Annotated in this window: 17 protein-coding genes; 10 read left to right on the forward strand and 7 right to left on the reverse strand. The window is 66.8% G+C overall.

All coding sequences use genetic code 11. The features are described from left to right. The 10 genes from murD to B0E41_RS27000 form a co-directional block, all read left to right on the forward strand. On the forward strand, positions 1–1074 hold a 1074-nt coding region (gene murD, locus B0E41_RS02505), incomplete at its 5' end, for a UDP-N-acetylmuramoyl-L-alanine--D-glutamate ligase (protein ID WP_143433625.1). After that, positions 1074–2363, forward strand: coding sequence for a putative lipid II flippase FtsW (gene ftsW / locus B0E41_RS02510; protein ID WP_077328566.1), 1290 nt, complete (start codon positions 1074–1076; stop codon positions 2361–2363). The genes murD and ftsW, both read left to right, overlap by 1 nt. 82 nt (positions 2364–2445) lie before the next feature. Continuing rightward, entirely contained in the window at positions 2446–3525 is a 1080-nt protein-coding gene (murG, locus tag B0E41_RS02515) for an undecaprenyldiphospho-muramoylpentapeptide beta-N-acetylglucosaminyltransferase (protein WP_077328482.1), read from the forward strand. Further along, positions 3522–4931, forward strand: a complete 1410-nt coding sequence (gene murC / locus B0E41_RS02520; RefSeq protein WP_077328484.1) for a UDP-N-acetylmuramate--L-alanine ligase — start codon at positions 3522–3524, stop codon at positions 4929–4931. The genes murG and murC overlap by 4 nt, the downstream gene beginning before the upstream one ends. Next, complete coding sequence (locus tag B0E41_RS02525; protein ID WP_077328486.1) at positions 4928–5893, forward strand: D-alanine--D-alanine ligase; 966 nt, start codon at positions 4928–4930, stop codon at positions 5891–5893. The genes murC and B0E41_RS02525 overlap by 4 nt, the downstream gene beginning before the upstream one ends. Positions 5894–5901: 8 nt before the next feature. After that, positions 5902–6696, forward strand: coding sequence for a cell division protein FtsQ/DivIB (locus B0E41_RS02530; RefSeq protein WP_077328488.1), 795 nt, complete (start codon positions 5902–5904; stop codon positions 6694–6696). Between the two features lie 14 nt (positions 6697–6710). Continuing rightward, positions 6711–7940, forward strand: a complete 1230-nt coding sequence (ftsA, locus tag B0E41_RS02535) for a cell division protein FtsA (RefSeq protein ID WP_077328490.1) — start codon at positions 6711–6713, stop codon at positions 7938–7940. Between the two features lie 265 nt (positions 7941–8205). Then, on the forward strand, positions 8206–9414 hold the full coding sequence (gene ftsZ, locus B0E41_RS02540; RefSeq protein WP_077328492.1) for a cell division protein FtsZ: 1209 nt from the start codon (positions 8206–8208) through the stop codon (positions 9412–9414). Positions 9415–9791: 377 nt separating this feature from the next. Continuing rightward, complete coding sequence (gene lpxC, locus B0E41_RS02545; RefSeq protein WP_077328494.1) at positions 9792–10715, forward strand: UDP-3-O-acyl-N-acetylglucosamine deacetylase; 924 nt, start codon at positions 9792–9794, stop codon at positions 10713–10715. A gap of 25 nt (positions 10716–10740) precedes the next feature. After that, positions 10741–10917, forward strand: a complete 177-nt coding sequence (locus B0E41_RS27000) for a hypothetical protein (protein ID WP_171984645.1) — start codon at positions 10741–10743, stop codon at positions 10915–10917. A gap of 30 nt (positions 10918–10947) precedes the next feature. Here B0E41_RS27000 and ruvC read toward each other — a convergent pair whose 3' ends face one another. From ruvC to B0E41_RS02580, 7 genes are all read right to left on the reverse strand, one after another. Further along, the gene (ruvC, locus tag B0E41_RS02550; RefSeq protein WP_077328496.1) at positions 10948–11496 is read right to left on the reverse strand and encodes a crossover junction endodeoxyribonuclease RuvC; all 549 of its coding nucleotides are present in this window, start codon (positions 11494–11496) and stop codon (positions 10948–10950) included. A gap of 13 nt (positions 11497–11509) precedes the next feature. Next, complete coding sequence (locus B0E41_RS02555) at positions 11510–12496, reverse strand: phosphatidate cytidylyltransferase (RefSeq protein WP_077328499.1); 987 nt, start codon at positions 12494–12496, stop codon at positions 11510–11512. A gap of 37 nt (positions 12497–12533) precedes the next feature. Further along, the gene (locus B0E41_RS02560; protein WP_077328501.1) at positions 12534–13151 is read right to left on the reverse strand and encodes a lysophospholipid acyltransferase family protein; all 618 of its coding nucleotides are present in this window, start codon (positions 13149–13151) and stop codon (positions 12534–12536) included. A 136-nt stretch (positions 13152–13287) separates the two neighbouring features. Beyond that, positions 13288–14076 carry a transglycosylase domain-containing protein gene (locus B0E41_RS02565; protein WP_077328503.1) on the reverse strand — a complete coding sequence of 263 codons (789 nt, stop codon included), beginning with the start codon at positions 14074–14076 and terminating at the stop codon, positions 13288–13290. A 136-nt stretch (positions 14077–14212) separates the two neighbouring features. Continuing rightward, positions 14213–15079: a TonB family protein gene (locus tag B0E41_RS02570; RefSeq protein ID WP_253194552.1), complete on the reverse strand. Its 867-nt coding sequence runs from the start codon at positions 15077–15079 to the stop codon at positions 14213–14215. Between the two features lie 22 nt (positions 15080–15101). Then, the gene (locus B0E41_RS02575) at positions 15102–17156 is read right to left on the reverse strand and encodes a ribonuclease catalytic domain-containing protein (RefSeq protein WP_077328505.1); all 2055 of its coding nucleotides are present in this window, start codon (positions 17154–17156) and stop codon (positions 15102–15104) included. A gap of 49 nt (positions 17157–17205) precedes the next feature. Further along, positions 17206–17838: a YqiA/YcfP family alpha/beta fold hydrolase gene (locus B0E41_RS02580; RefSeq protein WP_077328507.1), complete on the reverse strand. Its 633-nt coding sequence runs from the start codon at positions 17836–17838 to the stop codon at positions 17206–17208. Between the last annotated feature and the right edge of the window lie 7 nt (positions 17839–17845).

The following is a 17845-nucleotide window of genomic DNA, read 5'->3' on the forward strand; positions in this document are numbered from 1 at the left end:
CCCCCCATCGAACCCCCGCCGCCACCCCACCTGCCTGCGGCCTGGGTGCTCGAACTCTCCAGCTTCCAGCTCGACGGTACGGCCGGCGGTGCCTGGGACGGCGTGCCCACGGCGGCCACCGTGCTCAACATCACCGAAGACCACCTCGACTGGCACGGCTCCATGGCCGCCTATGGGCAGGCCAAGGCCGCCGTGTTCGGCGCGCAGGCGCTGATGCTGCTCAACCGCGACGATGCGCAGGTCATGGCGATGAAGCCCGCCAACGTGACGGTCAAGATCGGCGGCCGCAACCGCCAGCAGCCCGCGCGGCCTTGGGCCACCTTCGGGCTGGACGCGCCGAAGCGCCCGGGCGACTGGGGCATCGAATCCACGAACGGCATGGACTGGCTGGTGCGTGCGCTTGCGCTGGACGAGACCCGCAAGCGAGGCCGTGCCAGCGATGAAGAGGAAGAGATCTACTTCCAGCGCCTGATGCCGGTGGATGCCTTGCGCATCCGAGGGCGCCACAACGCAGCCAACGCGCTCGCGGCCCTGGCGCTGGCGAATTCCACCGGTGCCTTGCTGGCGCCCATGTTGCACGGCCTGCGCGAATACCGGGGTGAACCGCACCGGGTCGAGCCGATCGGCATCCTCAACGAGGTCGAGTACTTTGACGACAGCAAGGGCACCAACGTGGGTGCCACGCTGGCGGCCATCCTTGGACTCGGTGCCGACCGCCGCCTGGTCGTGATCCTGGGCGGTGACGGCAAAGGGCAGGACTTCGCCCCGCTGGCCGAGCCCCTGGCGCGCCATGCGCGCGCGGCGGTGCTGATCGGCCGCGACGCCGCCCGCATCCGCGAGCAGGTGCAGGGCGCTGCCGAACTCGCCGGTGTGCCGCTCTTGGATGCCGCGAGCCTGCCCGAAGCGGTGGGCCTGTGTGCGGCCCGCGCGCACAGCGGCGACGCGGTCCTGCTCTCGCCCGCCTGCGCCAGCATGGACATGTTCCGCGACTACAAACACCGCGCCGACGTGTTCGTCAATGCGGTGCGCGCACTGGCCGACGAGCAGGGCGTGAGCCTGGAGGGCGCGTCATGATGGCCGCACTGAACCAGGGCCTCGGCAAACTGCGCGCCAGCTTCGGTGCCATGCTGCCCCGCGTGGTCGGCCTGGGCAATGCGATCGGCGGCGACGGCCTGCCCGTGCGCCTGTCCAATCGCACCTACGCCGGCACGCGGCAAGGCCAGGTGCGAGAACTGGGCTTTGACCAGCCCTTGTTGTGGGTCGTGATGGCCTTGATGGCATGGGGCTTGGTGATGGTGTACTCCGCCTCGATTGCCTTGCCCGACAACCCGCGTTTCGCCAACTACGCGCCCACCCACTTCGCGGTGCGCCACGGCCTGTTCATCCTGATCGGCCTGATCGGCTCGCTGATCGTGTTCCAGGTGCCGATGCAGACCTGGGAGCGGTTCGCGCCCTGGCTGTTCGCGCTCGCGCTCTTGCTGCTGGTGCTGGTGCTGGTTCCCTTCATCGGCAAGGGCGTCAACGGCGCGCGGCGCTGGTTCTCGCTGGGCATCATCAGCTTCCAGCCCTCGGAGCTGGCCAAGCTCACCATCCTCCTGTACGCCGCCGACTACATGGTGCGCAAGATGGACGTGAAGGAACGCTTTTTCCGCGCCGTGGCGCCGATGGCGGTGGCCCTCGCGGTGGTCGGCATGCTGCTCCTGGCCGAGCCCGACATGGGCGCCTTCATGGTGATCGTCGTGATCGCCATGGGCATCCTGTTCCTGGGTGGAGTGAACGCGCGCATGTTCTTCCTGATCGCGCTGGTCGTGGTGGGCGCGTTTGCCTTGATGGTCATGATGAGCGAGTGGCGGCGCGAGCGCATCTTTGCCTATCTCGACCCCTGGAGCGAGCAGTACGCGCTGGGCAAGGGCTACCAGTTGTCGCACTCGCTGATCGCGTTCGGGCGCGGTGAGATCTTTGGCGTCGGGCTGGGGGGCAGCGTGGAAAAGCTCCACTGGCTGCCCGAGGCCCACACCGATTTCCTGCTCGCGGTGATCGGCGAAGAATTCGGCCTGATCGGCGTGCTGGTCGTGATCGGGGTCTTCATGTGGATGATCCGCCGCATCATGCACATCGGCCGCCAGGCCATTGCGCTCGATCAGGTGTTTGCCGGGCTGGTCGCGCAGGGCGTCGGTCTGTGGATCGGCTTTCAGGCTTTCATCAACATCGGCGTGAACCTCGGCGCCTTGCCCACCAAGGGTCTGACGCTGCCGCTGATGAGCTACGGCGGCTCCGCCATCCTGCTCGAACTGGTCGCACTGGCCATCGTGCTGCGGGTGGATTATGAAAACCGCCAGCTGATGAAGGGCGGTCGGTCATGACGCGGCGGTTTCATCAAAATAGCCAGGCAGGCGCGCAGCGGCTGCAGATGCGGCACGCATCTTTGATGAAGGGCGGTCGATCATGACGCGCCAACCTTGCGCCCTCATCATGGCCGGCGGCACCGGTGGCCACATCTTTCCCGGTCTGGCCGTGGCCGAAGCCTTGCGCGACAAGGGTTGGCGCGTGCACTGGCTGGGTTCACCTGGCAGCATGGAAAGCCGCCTGGTGCCGCCGCGTGGTTTTGCGCTGGAGCTGATCGATTTTGGTGGCGTGCGCGGCAAGGGTTTCAAGACCCTGTTCTTGTTGCCGCTGCGCCTGCTCCGCGCTTTCTGGCAGGCCCTGGGTGTGGTGGGGCGCGTCCAGCCGGACGTGCTGGTTGGGCTGGGTGGCTACATCACCTTCCCCGGCGGCATGATGGGCGTCTTGCGCGGCAAACCGCTGGTGCTGCACGAGCAGAACTCGGTCGCAGGTATGGCCAACAAGGTGTTGGCCGGCATCGCCGACCGCGTGTTCACCGCGTTCCCGAACGTGTTCAAGAAAGCCGAGTGGGTGGGCAACCCGTTGCGTGCGGAATTCCTGCGGCAACCCGCTCCCGCCGAGCGCTTTGCCGGCCGCAGCGGCCCGCTGCGTCTGCTGGTGGTCGGTGGCAGCCTGGGTGCCAAGGCGCTCAACGACACGGTGCCGCAGGCGCTCGCGCTGATCCCCGCGGCGCAGCGCCCCCAGGTGATCCACCAGAGCGGTGAGAAGCAGATCGATGCCTTGCGCGCCAACTACGAAGCGGCTGGCGTGGAGGCGCAGCTCACGCCCTTCATCGATGACACGGCCCGGGCGTTTGCCGAGGCCGACCTGATCGTGTGCCGCGCGGGCGCGAGCACGGTGACGGAAATCGCGGCGGTGGGAGCGGCGGCCTTGTTGGTGCCCTTCCCGCACGCGGTGGACGACCACCAGACCACCAACGCCCGCTTCCTGGTGGAGGCGGGCGGTGCCTGGCTCGTGCCGCAGCCCGCGTTCACGCCGGCGTCGTTGGCGGACACGTTGCAGAAGCTGACCCGCCCACAACTCATGGACATGGCCAGCAAGGCCCAACAGGTTCAGAAGACCGGCGCCGTCGCGGCCGTGGTGTCCGCGTGCGAGCAACTCGCGAAAGTCAAAACAACATGAAACACGCCATTCGCCATATCCACTTCGTCGGCATCGGTGGTTCCGGCATGAGCGGCATCGCCGAGGTCCTGCTCAACCAGGGCTACCAGATTTCCGGCAGCGACCTGGGGGAAAACGCGGCGACGCGCCGCCTCGAAGCCATGGGCGCGCAGGTGTTCAAGGGCCACGACTCGGCCTACATCCAGGGCGCAGACGCCATCGTCACGTCGACCGCGGTGAAAGAAGACAACCCCGAGGTGGTGGCCGCTCACGCGAAGCTGGTGCCGGTGGTGCCGCGCGCAGTGATGCTGGCCGAGCTGATGCGCATGAAAAAGGGCATCGCCATCGCCGGCACCCACGGAAAGACCACCACCACCAGCCTGGTGGCCAGTGTGCTGGCCGCGGCCCAACTGGACCCGACCTTCGTGATCGGCGGCCGCCTCAACAGCGCGGGCGCCAACGCCCAGCTCGGCTCGGGCGAGTACATCGTGGTCGAGGCCGACGAGTCGGATGCCTCGTTCCTGAACCTGCTGCCGGTGCTCTCGGTCGTCACCAACATCGATGCCGACCACATGGACACCTACGGCCACGACTTTGGCCGACTCAAGGGTGCCTTCATCGAGTTCCTGCACCGCATGCCGTTTTACGGTGCGGCGGTGGTGTGCGTGGACGACCCGGCGATCCGGGAGATCCTGCCGCAGATCGCACGCCCCATCACCGGCTACGGCGTCTCGGAAGACGCGCAAGTCCGCGCGCTGAATGTTCGCGCCGTCGGAGCTCAGATGCACTTCACGGTGCAGCGCAAGAACGGCGTGCAGATGGCCGACCTGGAGGTGGTGCTCAACCTGCCGGGTCACCACAACGTGCTCAACGCACTGGCCGCCATCGGCATCGCGGTCGAGCTGGGGGTGCCTGACGAAGCGGTGCTGCAGGCTCTGGCCGAGTTCAAGGGTGTGGGTCGACGCTTCCAGCGCTACGGCGAAGCGGCGTTGCCCTCAGGCGGCGAGGCGACCATCGTGGACGACTACGGCCACCACCCCGTGGAGATGGCGGCCACGCTGTCGGCCGCACGCGGTGCCTTCCCGGGGCGACGCCTCGTGCTGGCCTTCCAGCCGCACCGCTACAGCCGCACCCGCGACTGCTTTGAAGATTTTGTGAAGGTGATCGGCCACGCCGACGCCGTGTTGCTGGCCGAGGTGTACGCGGCCGGTGAGGCGCCCATCGTGGCCGCCGACGGCCGCTCGCTGGCGCGCGCGCTGCGCGTGGCGGGCAAGCTGGAGCCGGTGTTCGTGGACGACATCGCGGGCATGGCGCAGGCCGTGTTGGACAACGCACGCGATGGCGACGTGGTGCTTTGCATGGGCGCCGGAACCATCGGCGCGGTGGCGGGGCAGGTGATCGAGATGGCGCAGGGAGGCCGCAAATGAGCACGACGGTGGACGTGAAAACCATGGGCAAGGTGGCGGTGTTGCTGGGCGGGTGTTCCGCTGAGCGAGAGGTTTCGCTGATGTCGGGCAGCGGCGTGTTGGCCGCGTTGAAGGCCAAGGGCGTGGATGCTCACGCGTTCGACCCGGCCGAGCGCGATCTGTCGGAGCTGAAGCGCGAGGGCTTTGACCGCTGCTTCATTGCGCTGCATGGCCGTTTCGGCGAAGACGGCACGGTGCAGGGTGCGCTGGAGCTGTTGGGCATCCCCTACACCGGTCCCGGTGTCATGGCCTCGGCCGTGGCCATGGACAAGCTCATGACCAAGCGCATCTGGATCGCCGAGGGGCTCTCCACGCCGGCCTGGCGCCAGGTGAGGAGCGCCGCCGACACGTGCGCCGCTTTCGCCGCGCTCGGTTCGCCCATGATCGTCAAGCCCGTGCGCGAGGGTTCCACCATCGGTCTGACCAAGGTGACCACCCTGGAGCAATGCGACGCCGCCTACGCGCTCGCCTCGGGCCAGGACCCGATGGTGATGTGCGAGCAGTTCATTGCCGGCGACGAGGTGACCATTCCCGTGCTCGGCACCGGTACCGAAGCCCGCGCCCTGCCGGTGATCCGCATCGTGGCGCCCGACGGCAACTACGACTACCAGCACAAGTACTTCACCGACGACACGAAATACCTCGTGCCCTGCGGTCTGCCCGAAGGCGAGGAGGCCACCATCCAGGCGTTGGTGCTGCAGGCCTTCCAGGCGCTGGACTGCCGCGGCTGGGCGCGGGCCGACGTGATGATCGACGCGAAGACGCGCAAGCCCTACTTGCTGGAAATCAACACCTCGCCCGGCATGACCAGCCATTCGCTGGTGCCCATGTCGGCGCGCGCGGCCGGCCTGTCGTACGAAGACCTGTGCCTGACGCTGCTGGCCAGTGCGTCGCTGGACAACCCGGCCAGGCAACCCGGCTGAGAACCACCATGGCCCAAGCCGACCTGCCCCTGGACATCAAACTCATGACCCTGGCCACCCGTGGCCTGGTGATGGTGTTTGCCGTCCTGTGCCTGGGTGTGGTCGGCACCTGGATCGCCCGTCATCCGGTCTGGAACCTGCGCGCCATCGGCGTGCACGGCGAGGTGTCCCACCAGAACGCTGTGGGCCTGCGCGCGCAACTGGCCACCCAGATGCGCAAGCAGCTGAGCGCCAGCTTCCTCACCGTCGATCTGCAACAGGTCCGGACCCTGTTCGAAACCGTGCCGTGGGTGCGCCAGGCGCGGGTGCAACGTGAGTTTCCCAATCGCCTGCGGGTCACGCTGGAAGAGCACCAGGCGGTCGCGTGGTGGGGACAGGCCGGTTCGGGCCAGTTGGTCAGCCGCCTGGGCGAGGTGTTTGATGCGAGTCCCGACGATGGCGACGGCCTGCCCGAGCTGGCCGGCCCCGTGGAGCAGGCGCCGCAGGTGTGGGCGCTGTACCAGATGCTGTCGACCGAGCTGGCCCGGCTGGAGGTGGGCCTGGTGAGGCTGGAACTCAACGAGCGCGGCAACTGGCGCGCCGAACTCGACAACGGCGCCCGCATCGAGCTGGGCCGTGGCACGCCCGAAGACCTGCTGGAGCGCACCCGCCGTTTCACCGCCACGCTGGACCAGCTGACCCAGCGCTACCCCGGCACGCTGCAGACCGTGGACCTGCGTTACCCCAATGGCTACGCGCTGCGTGTGCAGGGCGTGACCACGGTGACCGAAGACGATCCCAAGAAACCAACACCAACCCGCTGAACAGAAAAACGATCATGGCCAAGGAATACAAGGATTTGGTGGTGGGACTGGACATTGGTACCGCCAAGATCATGGTGGTGGTGGCCGAGGTCCAGGCCACCGGCGAACTCAAGCTCGCGGGCCTGGGCGTGTCGGCCAGCCACGGCCTCAAGCGCGGCGTGGTGGTCAACATTGACGCCACGGTGCAGAGCATCCAGCAGGCACTGAAAGAAGCCGAGCTGATGGCCGACTGCCGAATCGCCCGCGTTTACACCGGCATCACCGGCAGCCACATCCGCGGCATCAACAGCAGCGGCATGGTGGCCATCAAGGACCGCGAGGTCACCCAGGCCGACGTGGCGCGCGTGATCGAAACCGCCAAAGCGATCAACATCTCCACCGACCAGCGCCTGCTGCTGGTCGAGCCACAGGAGTTCGTGATCGACGGCCAGGAGGTGAAAGAGCCCATCGGCATGAGCGGCATCCGCCTGGAAGCCAAGGTGCACATCGTGACCGGCGCGCAGAGTGCGGCCGAGAACATCATCAAGTGCGTGCGCCGCTGCGGCCTGGAGGTGGACCAGCTCATGCTCAACCCGCTGGCGTCGAGCCAGGCTGTGCTGACCGATGACGAGAAAGAGCTGGGCGTGGCGCTGGTGGACATCGGCGCCGGCACCACCGACGTGGCCATCTTTGCCGGGGGCGCGATCCGCCACACGGCGGTGATTCCCATCGCCGGTGACCTGATCACCAGCGACATCGCGATGGCGCTGCGCACGCCGACCAAAGACGCCGAAGACATCAAGGTCGAGCACGGTTGCGCCAAGCAGTTGCTGGCCAACCCGGACCAGCAGGTGGAGGTTCCTGGCCTGGGCGACCGCGGTCCGCGCATGCTCAGCCGTCAGGCGCTGGCCGGTGTGATCGAACCCCGGGTGGAAGAGATCTTTGCGCTGGTGCAGCAGGTGATCCGCGACTCGGGTTTTGAAGAGGTCTTGTCGTCGGGCATCGTGCTCACGGGTGGCAGCGCGGTGATGCCGGGCATGGTCGAACTTGGGGAGGACATCTTCCTCAAGCCGGTTCGCCGGGGCATGCCGCACTACGCCTCGGCGCTGTCCGACATGGTGGCCCAGCCCCGCGCAGCGACGGTCATGGGTTTGTTGGAAGAGGCGCGCATCGCCCGGGTGCGCGGCCACAAGGTGGCGCAGAAGGCGGGCTCCATGCAGAGCGCGCTGGACCGCATGAAAAACTGGTTTGTGGGGACATTCTGATGAATCGACTGATCACCCCTGCGCCGCGCCTGCAGCGCGTCACCCCCTCAAGGGGGCGGCACTGGTCGCCTGGCAAAGCCAGTTCGACGGTGCCCTGGTCGTTGCGCCTCCTCACCCGACCGAAATGTCGATCCCGATGCACCGATTGCACCGGACCGCCTGGCTGAGGCGCCTCACAGCACAACGATCCGAATCTGATTTTTGAATTTTTGAATTGAAACAACGCCCTGAACCCCATGGTCAAGGGCACACCCAGGAGAGCAACATGAGCATCGAAATGATTGAAGTCGAAGAATTCAACGCGGGCACCCAGATCAAGGTGATTGGCGTCGGTGGTGGCGGTGGCAACGCGGTGGACCACATGATTTCCCGCCACGTGCAAGGTGTGGAGTTCATCTGCGCCAACACCGACGCGCAGGCGCTCACCCGCAGCGCTGCTGGCCGCACCATCCAGCTCGGCGCGAGCGGGCTGGGCGCGGGCAGCAAGCCCGAGAAGGGCCGCGAGGCCGCCGAGCTGGCCATCGATGAAATCCGCAGCGCCATCGACGGCGCGCACATGCTCTTCATCACCGCCGGCATGGGCGGCGGCACCGGCACCGGTGCAGCGCCCGTGATCGCCCGCGTAGCCAAAGAAATGGGCATCCTGACCGTGGGCGTGGTCACCAAGCCCTTCGACTTCGAAGGCGGCAAGCGCATGCAGAACGCCGACGCCGGTCTGGCCGAGCTCGAAGCCAATGTGGATTCGCTGATCGTGGTGCTCAACGACAAGCTGCTGGAAGTGCTGGGCGACGAAGTCACGCAAGACGATGCCTTCGCCCATGCCAACGACGTGCTGAAAAACGCCGTGGGTGGCATTGCCGAGATCATCAATGAGTACGGCAACGTGAACGTCGACTTCGAAGACGTGCGCACCGTGATGGGCGAGCCTGGCAAGGCCATGATGGGCACGGCGGTGGCCGCCGGCCCGGACCGCGCGCGCATCGCAGCCGAACAGGCTGTGGCCTGCCCGCTGCTCGAAGGCATCGACCTCTCGGGCGCCAAGGGCGTGCTGGTGTTGGTCACCGCCGCGAAGGGGTCGCTCAAGCTGTCGGAGTCCAAGCTGGCCATGAACACGATCCGCGCCTACGCTTCGCCGGACGCGCACGTGATCTACGGTGCGGCCTACGACGATGAGCTGGGCGACGAGATGCGCGTCACGGTGGTTGCCACGGGCTTGAGCCGCCAGGGCGTCCGCCGCACCGCGCCGCCGCTGCAGGTGCTGCGCACCGGCACCGACAACACGCCGTTCCACGTGCCCACGGTGAACGCCGCCGTCGGTGGCCCCGGTGCCGCCCAGCCCGACTACAACTCCATGGCCGTGCCCAGCGTGTGGCGCACCAACCGCACCCAGGCCGCGGCCAAGGTGGATGCGCTGGCGTCGGGTGGCATGGACGATTTCGAGATTCCGGCGTTTTTGCGCAAGCAGGCAGATTGATCTACGAAGGGGGCGTGTCTGGGTATCGGGCCTGCACCTCGCGGGCTGGTGGGCGCGGTGCGCTCTACTCCGCGGCTGTCCCCCGGCCCGGCTGCGCCGGGCCTCCTCCTTTATGCCGCTGCGCAGAACGCACCGCGCCCACCAGCCGTTGGCACCTTGGCACACCAACGGCCGGCATGTCCACAGGCCATCGGCAACCGGGGTGAGTGGCGCAGCGAAATAAAGGAGGAGAGGCGGTGCAGCCGCCTCGGGGGACATTCGCGGAGCCGCTCACCGCGGTTGCCGATGACCGCTGCCGCCGGAGAACAAACCTCCAGCTATCGCAGCCATCGCCATTTCTCAAAGCGCTCCGGCGCAGCAAAACCTAAAATCCCTGGATGCTCGCTCAACGCACCCTGAAATCTCTCACCAAAGCCGTTGGCGTCGGCTTGCACAGCGGTCAGCGCGTGGAGCTGACGCTGCGCCCGGCCGCGCCCGACACCGGTATCGTGTTTCGCCGTGTCGATCTGCCCGACCCGGTGGAGATCCCGGTGAACGCCGATGCCGTGTCCGACACGCGCATGGCCTCGACCATCTCCAACGGTGGCGTGAAGGTGCAAACCATTGAGCACATCATGAGCGCGGCATCTGGGTTGGGGTTGGACAACCTCTACGTGGACATCACGGCCGAAGAGGTGCCCATCCTCGATGGCTCTTCGGCCTCGTTTGTCTACCTGCTGCAAAGCGCCGGCATCGCCATGCAGAAGGCGCCCAAGCGCTTCATCCGTATCAAGCGGCCGGTAGAGGTGCGCGAGGGTGAAGGGCGCTCGCTGAAGTGGGCGCGGCTGGACCCGTTTCATGGCTACAAGCTGGCCTTCGAGATCGAGTTCGACCACCCGGCGGTGAATTCCAGCGGCCAGCGCGTGGAGTTCGACATGGGCAGCGGGCGTTATGCGCGCGAGATCGCGCGCGCCCGCACCTTCGGGTTCACGCGTGACGTGGAGATGATGCGTTCCCACGGACTCGCGCTGGGTGGCGGACTGGACAACGCCATCGTGATGGACGACGTGAAGGTGCTGAATGCCGACGGCCTGCGTTACCAGGACGAGTTCGTCAAACACAAGATCCTCGACGCCATCGGTGACCTCTACATCATCGGCAAGCCGCTGCTGGCCGCCTACAGCGCCTTCCGCAGCGGCCACGCGCTGAACAACCTGCTGCTGCGCGCCTTGCTGGCGCAGCCCGAGGCCTATGAGGTGGTGAGCTTCGACCACGAGCGTGAGGCCCCCAGCGGGTTTGCGCAGCTGGCACCGGCCTGGTAACCCCCACCCTCGCCGGACGCCGACCATGCTGTTGCTGCGCTTCGCGCTGGTTCTGTTGCTGATCGTCTCGGGCGTGTGCTTCGCGGCCTACGCCGTCACCCGCAACCCACGCTACCTGCATTGGGGCTGGGTGGTTCTCAAGGTGGCCCTGTTTGCAGCGTTGGGGTTCTTCGGCATTCTGGTGCTTGAACGCCTGCTCTGAAGGGGACGCCCTGTCGCCGCGGCGCGGTCGTCAGTAGCTCCGGCCGCCTTTGTAAGCCGCGTGCGTTCGCGCCTGCAAAGGCGACACCTTGTTGATCGCCGCCACCGAGCGCGCCACCTGCGCGTGGGTGATGCACAGGCCCAATGCGTCGGCCGCGTCCTTGCCGGGCAGGCCGGGCAACTTCAGCAGCCGCTTCACCATCTCCTGCATCTGCGCCTTGTCGGCTCGGCCGTAGCCCACCACCGCTTTCTTCAATTGCAGCGCGGTGTACTCGGCCACCGTCAAGCCGTTGGCCACCAGCGCGGTCAGGCAACAGCCCCGCGCCTGACCCAGCAGCAGCGTGGCCTGGGGATTGACGTTGACAAACACGATCTCGCAGGCCGAGACGGCGGGCTCATAGCGTTTCACCACCTCGCTGATGCCGTCAAACAGGATCTTCAGGCGCTCGGGCAGCAGGGCGCCGTCCTTGGGGCTGGTCTGTATCGTGCCGCTGGCCACGTAGTGCAGGTCGGCGCCTTCGGCATCCACCACGCCAAAGCCAGTGCACTGAAGACCGGGGTCGATGCCGAGGATGCGCATGGTGATCGGTGCCTCAGAGGTTGAAGTTCCAGCGCACCGAGTGGAAAAACACCGGGGCTGCGAAACACAGGGCGTCCACCCGGTCCAGGAGACCGCTGGCGCCGGTGACCGAGCGGCCTGCCGAGCCCCAGTGCGTGATGCCACGGTCGCGCTTGATGGCCTTCATCACCAGGTGGCCGAGCGAGCCGGCGGCGCAGGCGATCAAGGCCATGGCCAGCGCGGGCAAGGGCTTGAAGGGCGTTAGGCCGGCCAGCGCCGCACCCAGCAGACCGCCCGCGAGCAGGCCGGCGGCCCAGCTCCGCCATTGAAAACTTTGACTGATGGCGGGTGCCACTGGCCTGTTGAGGCGCCACGCCACGAGGTGCTGCACCAGCATGCAGGTCTGCACCACCAGCACCAGGAAGAACACGAGGAAGGCGGTCTTGCCGGCAAACCGCGGGAAGTTGAGCAGCAGCAGGGCCGGTACATGGCTCATGCCATAGACGCAGACCATGATGCCCCACTGCAGCTTGGCGTTGCGCTCCAGAAAGCGCTGGGGATCGTTGCCCAGCGCGCTCACCACCGGAATGGCGAGGAACACGTAGACCGGGATGAACACGGTGAACAGGTTGAACTCGCGGTTCCAGACCAGCGCGTACTGCAGCGGCAGCACGACGAAGAAGGCCAGCACCAGGCTGCGGTGATCGCCCCGCCGGGTGGGGGAGAGACTGATGAACTCGCGCAGGATGAAGAACGACACGAAGCCGAACAGCGCGATGGCCACGCCGTCACCGGCCGCCCAACCCACCCAGAACACCAGCGCCATGAGCCAGGAATTGCGCAGCAGGGCCTGGTAGTCCTGCAGCCGCTGGTGCCGATCATGTGTCGGTTCGGCCTTCTTGCGCTCGCGCAACGACAGCAGCAAGGCCGCACCGCTGGCCAGCACCAGCAGGCCAAACAGGACCACGAACACCAGGCTGACCTGCTGCTCGGCGCTGAGACTGCGCAGGAAGGAGGTCATGCCGCGGTGGCCCGGTGGTGTGGGTGGATGTGCATGTTCAGACGTCTCTCAGCGCCATCACGGCCTCGCGCGCACGGCGCAGGAAATCGGCACGGGCTTCCTCCGGCCCCAGCGCCACGGGCTCGCCGAAGGTGACCGAACACAGCACCGGCACCGGAATCACCTCGCCCTTGGGGATCACGCGCTGCACGTTGTGGATCCACGCCGGCACCAACACCACGCGTGGGAACCGATGAGCCAGGTTGTACAGACCGGACTTGAACGGCTGCGGGTCCTCGTCGTGGCCGCGCGTGCCCTCGGGGAACAGGATCAGTGAGTCGCCGCTGTCGAGCGCGTCGATCAGGGGCTGCAGCGGGTCTTCATCGCCCTTGCGCTCCCGCTCCACATAGACCGCGTTGAAGACGGCGGTGGTGATCCAGCGCTTGAAGTTCGACGCGGTCCAGTAGTCCTTGGCCGCGATGGGGCGGGTGATGCTGCGCAACTCCTCGGGCAAAGCGGCCCACATCAGCACCAGGTCGGCGTGGCTCTGGTGGTTGGCGAAATAGATGCGCTGCTCGGCCTTGGGTGGGCAGCCGTACCAGCGGGCCTGTGCGCCCGTGAGCGCCCGCACCAAGCCCAGAAGGAAAAGGCCCATGGCCTTGGCTCGCCAGTTCATGAGCGAAGCCTTAAAAATAGACAAGGTGTCACGAGAGTGATGCCTGAACCCAGAGACACCGCGGAACGGGCTTCGCCCGGCCGCTGGTGTCGTTCCCCTGGGGGGAAGCCGCGAAGCGGCGCAGGGGGGAGCCTGTTCACGGCGCCTGCACGTCACCCATGCGGGCGACGATGGTGCTGGTGCGTCGCGCCAGATACGCCGAACCCGGGCGGGTTTCGAAGAACTTGGGGCTCGGCAACATCACCGCCAGGCGCGCGGCCTCGTGCGGGCTGAGCTTGGCCGCGGGCTTCTTGAAATAGCGCTGGGCGGCCGCTTCGGCGCCAAAGACACCTTCGCCCCACTCGACGCTGTTGAGGTAGATCTCCAGGATGCGCTCTTTGCTCAGCAGCGCTTCGAGCGTGAGCGTGAGCATCAGCTCCTGGCCCTTGCGCAACAGGTTGCGTTCGCCCGACAGCAGCAGGTTCTTGGCCAGTTGCTGGGTGATGGTCGATCCGCCCAGGATCTTGGGCGGCTTGATGGTCTTGAGCGCAGCCTCGACCGCCTCGGGCTTCTTCGCCAGCCGCTTCTCCAGTTGCTCGGTGCGCTTCTCGACCTGCTCCTGGCGCCGCTCGTTCTTGCTCCAGGCCGACTGGATGGCGTCCCAGTCCACGCCGCCATGCTCCACGAAACCGGCGTCTTCCGACGCCATCACCGCGCGCTTGAGGTGGGGGCTGATCTCGGTGTAGTCCACCCATTGCGAAGACCATTGCCATGTTTTGTCGGCCGTGGTGACGCTTTGCCCGGCCACCCGCCAGGCTTCGGAGCGCATGAACGCCGTGCTCTGTGGATCAACCACCACCATCAGCGCGATGCGCGCCACAAAGAACAGCTGCAAGGCCACACCGGCCAGCAACACCCACAACAGCCAACGACCAAAAGATCTCATGGAATTAATCGCACAACGCGACCGCAGCGGACAGAAGGGAAGTCAGCCCAGAACACCGCGGAACCGGCTTTGCCGGGCCGCTGGTGTTGCCCCCCTCCCAGGGGGTGGCGCCGAAGGCGACGCAGGGGGTCGCCATCTACTGCGCACTCAATTGCGTTTGCAAGGTGGCGTCGCGCGTGAAGCGGAAGCGCGAGACCACGACGATCTGGTCGGCGCGGCGGCGCATGCCGTCGTTGAATCGACCGAAGCCGAGGCTGCGCACGATGGATTGCGCGCGGCGGTCGAGCGTGGTGTTGCCTGAGGTCTGCACCACCTCCGTGTCCAGCACGGCACCGGTGTGGTTGACGGTGATCACCATGGTCAGTTCGCCATAGAGCTTGCGCCCGGCGGCCTCGGGGAAGTTGGTGGTGCCCCGGTCCTCGATCTTGCGGCGCAGCTCGTCGTAGTAGATGGCATACACCTCCTCCCGCGTCGCGGGGCTGATGTAGCGCTTCTTGGGTCGCGCATTTTCTTCATTGATGCGCCTCTCGATTTCGGCCAGTGTCTTCACCAGCGCCTGCCGCTTTTTCTCTCGCTCCACCGATTCCGGGCTCGGATTGACCGCTTGCAGATCGGGCGGCGGCAGGGTGGCCAGCTGTTGGCGCACCAGGGCCAGGATCTGGTTTTGCCGCTCCTTGAGCGCTTCGACCGCGTGCTCGTCTTCCTCGGGCGTGTCCCCCAGTCTGGCCTGGGCCACGGGCGGCAACGGCGAGGTGGCCCTCCCCTTTTCGGCATCGCCGCCACCGGCCAGTGAGGCCTGCGCGATGGCCCGCGCCTTCTCCGGCTTTTCGTTGCTTTTGGCGTTGACGAGAATGACCTCCAGCGGCGTGTCCTGGAACACGCGGTTGAAGCGCTCGGGGTCGACGAAGCGCACCGTCAGCAGGGCGGCGTGCACGGCCACGGACACCCCGAGCGCGAGCTGCAGGGTGGTCAGTTGCCGGAGGTATTTCAGGACCGGATTCACGGCGGCGATTATCGGTGTTGCCTCAGGATGCGGTGACGTCGGCGGCCGGGGCGTCGGCCTCGTTCACGTCGATGGCCAGCGCCAGCGGCGCGGCCAGGGTGTCGTCCTCGCCGTCCTCCGACTCCGTGTTGTCGTACACGTTGTCCACCGGCAGGTCCAGGCGCTCGATTACCGTGCCCGACACGTCCAGCGCCATCTCGTCCACAGCGCCCAGGCGCACGCGCACGTGGGCACCGCGAGGCAGGCCGTCGGCACCCATCACCGGCAGCACCAGCGGCAGGTGGTCGGCGCGCACCAGGTTGTCCTTGATGAGCGTGGCGGTCAGCTCGGTAATGCCCGCTTGCTGCAGGTGCTTGAGCGTCCAGAAGCGTTCCATGCCGTTCTGGAAACCGTTGTAGGCGGTGTAGGCCGCGTCGAAACCGCTGATCACGGCGAAGAGGTTGGCGTCCTTGGGCTTGAACGGCGCGACCAGCGCGGCGGTCTTGCCGTGGCGCGCGCAGGCAATGATCTGCCACTGGTTGACCATGTCCACGTAGCGGCGCAGGGGCGAGGTGCTCCAGGCGTAACTCTTGACGCCAATGCCCGCGTGCGGCTGCGCCTTGGTGCCCATGCGCACCTTCACGCCGGGCGCCAGGCTGGCCTGGCTGCGGTAGATGCCGGGCACGCCGCATTCGGCGAGCCAGTTGCCCCAACTGCTGTTGGCCAGGATCATGGCCTCAGCCACCATCAGGTCAAGCGGCGCGCCGCGCTGGCGGGTGCCGATGACCACCGTCTCGCTGCCGTCGGGCTCGGCGCCCGTTGTGCCGGTGAGCTTGAAGGTGTAGTCGGGTCGATTGAAGTTTTCCGGCTTGCCGCGCACCACTTCGCGCTGCGCTTTCAGGTGGCGGGCGAGGCGGAAGATGAAGGCCAGCGTGGGTTGCAGCGCGGCGATCTCGGGGGCCGCGTCACCGGCGGTGGCGCCTTCGGTCAGCCAGTCTTCGGTGATCACGGTGTCCAGCTGGTCGTGGCGCAGGTTCAATGCGATCGGCACACGTTCCAGCGCGGTTCGGCTGTCCTTCAGCTCCAGCGTGGTTTCGTCGAAGCGGACGTAGAGCGACACGGCCGGGCAGTCGCGCCCGGCCATCAGCGTGTAGGCCTGCACCACCTCGTCGGGCAGCATGGTGATCTTGTGGCCTGGCATGTAGACCGTGGACAGGCGCTGGCGCGCCACCTGGTCGATGGCGCTGTCTGGCAGCACGGCCAGGCCGGGCGCGGCGATGTGGATGCCCAGCGTCACGGTGCCCGAGCCCAGGCCCTGCAGCGAGAGCGCGTCGTCGATTTCGGTGGTCTGCGAGTCGTCGATGGAGAAGGCCTGCACGGCGGCCAGCGGCAGCTCGTCGGCGATCACCGGTGCCTGCAGCGCCGGGAAGCCCGTGCCCTTGGGGAACTGGTCGAACAGGAAGCGCTGCCAGTGGAACTGGTAGGCGCTGGTGATGGCGCCGGCCTTTTGCAGCAAGGGCAGCGGCGCGGTGTGGCTGTTGCGCGCGGCCTCGATCACGGCCTTGTACTCGGGCGCGTTCTTGTCGGGCTTGAACAGGATCTTGTAGAGCTGCTGTCGCACGGGCGCCGGGCAGCTGCCCGCGACCAGTTCGGCGGCCCAGGCGTCGATCTGTGCTTGCACCTGCTTTTTCTTCTCGATCGCGGCCAGCGCCTGGGCCAGGATCTCGGCCGGCGCCTTCTTGTAGCGGCCCTTGCCAGCGCGACGGAAGTAGTGCGGCGCGCCCTGCAGGCAGATCAGGGTCGCGACCTGTTGTTCGGTGGTGGCGTGGGCGCTGAAGTACTCGCGGGCCAGGTCGGCGAAACCGAACTCGTCTTCAGCCGCAAATTCGTAGGCCAACTCCAGCTCCATGGACTCGGCCAACGCGGTGGCGGCGGGCATGAGCTGGGCGGGGGCGGGCTTCTCGAAGCGCAGCAGGGCATTCGCGGCTTTGACCTTGAGGCGCTTGCCCGTGTCCAACTCCACTTGCATGGAGCTTTCCGCCTCGGACATCAGGCGACCGGTCATCAATTTGCCGGCTTCATCAAACAGGATGTGCATGGGTGGGATTGTCCCATGGACCCGAGGGGCGACCCGCCTCTCAGAGACGTCATCCTTTCAGGTTAAGAAATTCAAACAGCCCGTCGATGTGTTGGTCAAAATCGCTGATCGCGTGATCCCCGCCCGGGAGCAGCTTCACGTCGCCGCCAGCGCAAAACGCCAGCATTTCGCGCCAGTCGAGCACCTCGTCGTCGCGGGAGACGATGGCGTACAGGCTTTGCGGGGTGGTCGCGACGTCGGGCAGCCAGCGCTGGATGTCGTCGGCCAGCTCCGCCAGCTCATCCACAAACTCGGGTTCGAAATAGAACCGCTGTTCGGGGTCGTGCCAGGCGCTGTGCTCACCGATGTAGCGCGCGAGATCACGCTGAGGGACGGCCGCCGGGTTGAGCAGGGCGGCTCGGCAGCCGGTCTGCAGCGCCAGCCAGCGTGCGTAAAACCCGCCCAGCGACGAGCCGACCACCGCCATGCCCTGGCGTGGCCAGCCGGCGACCCGTTGCTGCAACCCTTGCATGGCCTCGCGGGGCGAGGGTGGCAGCTGCGGACAGCACCAGACCACGCCCGGATGCCGCTCGGCCACCCGCTGTGCCACCTGCCTTGCCTTGGCCGACTGGGGTGAGGAACGAAAGCCATGCAGGTACAGCAGGTGGGTGGTGACAGGCGGGTGACTGGTTGGAGGGGTCATGGGCGAA

Origin of the sequence: Hydrogenophaga sp. A37 (assembly GCF_002001205.1) — a bacterium.
GTDB lineage: Bacteria > Pseudomonadota > Gammaproteobacteria > Burkholderiales > Burkholderiaceae_C > Hydrogenophaga.